At 62.4% G+C, this 1,120-nt stretch carries 1 protein-coding gene and 1 pseudogene; both read right to left on the bottom strand.

Going from position 1 to position 1,120, the window contains the following annotated elements:
* Positions 1-138 (bottom strand): annotated as a pseudogene (locus tag EOA22_RS34635) (NADP-dependent oxidoreductase); the annotation flags it as partial.
* 156 nt (positions 139-294) lie between these two features.
* Positions 295-996 carry a nitroreductase family protein gene (locus tag EOA22_RS34630; protein WP_027163551.1) on the bottom strand — a complete coding sequence of 234 codons (702 nt, stop codon included), beginning with the start codon at positions 994-996 and terminating at the stop codon, positions 295-297.
* Between the last annotated feature and the right edge of the window lie 124 nt (positions 997-1,120).

The following is a 1,120-nucleotide window of genomic DNA, read 5'->3' as shown; positions in this document are numbered from 1 at the left end:
CTCCAGTTCGGTGTTGACGAATCCCGCCGCATGAACCTCCACAACAACATCGTTTATTGCCGCCCGCGGCTCGTGCCGCTGTACCAGCTTCATCCCTGCCTCTCCTGCAGCCTGGTCCGTCACTACGATCGCTTTCATGGGAATTGTCTCCTCAGACATTTGTGTTGGGGTAATTAGCGGGCGTGGCAGCTCTTTCGAGCTTTCACGCGTCGGCTTCGCGTCCTCCACGACGACCTTGAGGTCCCTGCCTGGGTTCCTCGGAGCTCTCGCGCGCCCGCGATTCCAGGATTTTCGTTATGCGAAGTCCAGCACATCGGCCACCGGCATGCGCGGCTTCTGCGGCCAGTTGCCAGCTCGCTCCGGTCCGACGGTCAACAGCATGACCGGCACTTCGTCTTCGGCCAGGCCGAACTCGCGGTGCACGGCTTCAGCGTCGAAACCAATCATCGGCGTCGAACCCAGGCCCAGCGACCGGGCCATGTAGATGATCGCCGCGGCGCCAAAGGTCGCGGAGCGCACGGCTTCGTCGCGCTGGCGCTGCGGCTGATCGTCATACAGACCGCGAGCGGGGATTTCCCACTCCGGCACCAGGTGCGCCGGCATGATGCCGGCTTTCACCACGGGTGCCAAGCGGGCTGGAACGGTGCTGGCATCGGCCAGCTGGCCGATGATGATGAAGGTCACGGCCGCGTCGGTGATCGCGGGCTGATTCCAGGCGATCGGACGCAGCCGGGCCTTGGCTTCCGGCGAGCGTACGGCGATGAAACGCCAGTTCTGCAGGTGGAAGGAGGTTGGCGCGGACGTGCCGATACGCACCAGGTCGCGGATCTGGTCGTCGCTCAAGGTGGCAGCAGGGTCGTAGTACTTTGCGGCACTGCGGCTCAGGATCGTTTCGATGACGGCGTTCGTGGCGAAAGCGTTTTCGCTCTTCCCGCTCTCCCCGAAGATCTCGGCGGCTACGCGGGTTGCGGGTCCGGTGGTGGCGATGCAGTTCATTGGATGGCTCCCTTATCAAGTGATTGCGGAGCCCAATTTACGAGGACGAGTGATTATTTCGAGACTGATTCAGCTCAGTATGATGCGCGAAAGGATAAAACTGCGCCTTCGCGATCCCAGACCG

It is taken from the genome of Mesorhizobium sp. M7A.F.Ca.US.014.04.1.1 (genome assembly GCF_003998745.1).
Taxonomy (GTDB): Bacteria; Pseudomonadota; Alphaproteobacteria; order Rhizobiales; family Rhizobiaceae; genus Mesorhizobium; species Mesorhizobium ciceri.
This window is presented reverse-complemented; position numbering and strand designations above follow the sequence as displayed.

Coding starts and splice junctions, on each gene's coding strand:
- EOA22_RS34630 (WP_027163551.1), bottom strand. CDS start 996: ATGAACTGCATCGCCACCACCGGACCCGCAACCCGCGTAGCCGCCGAG.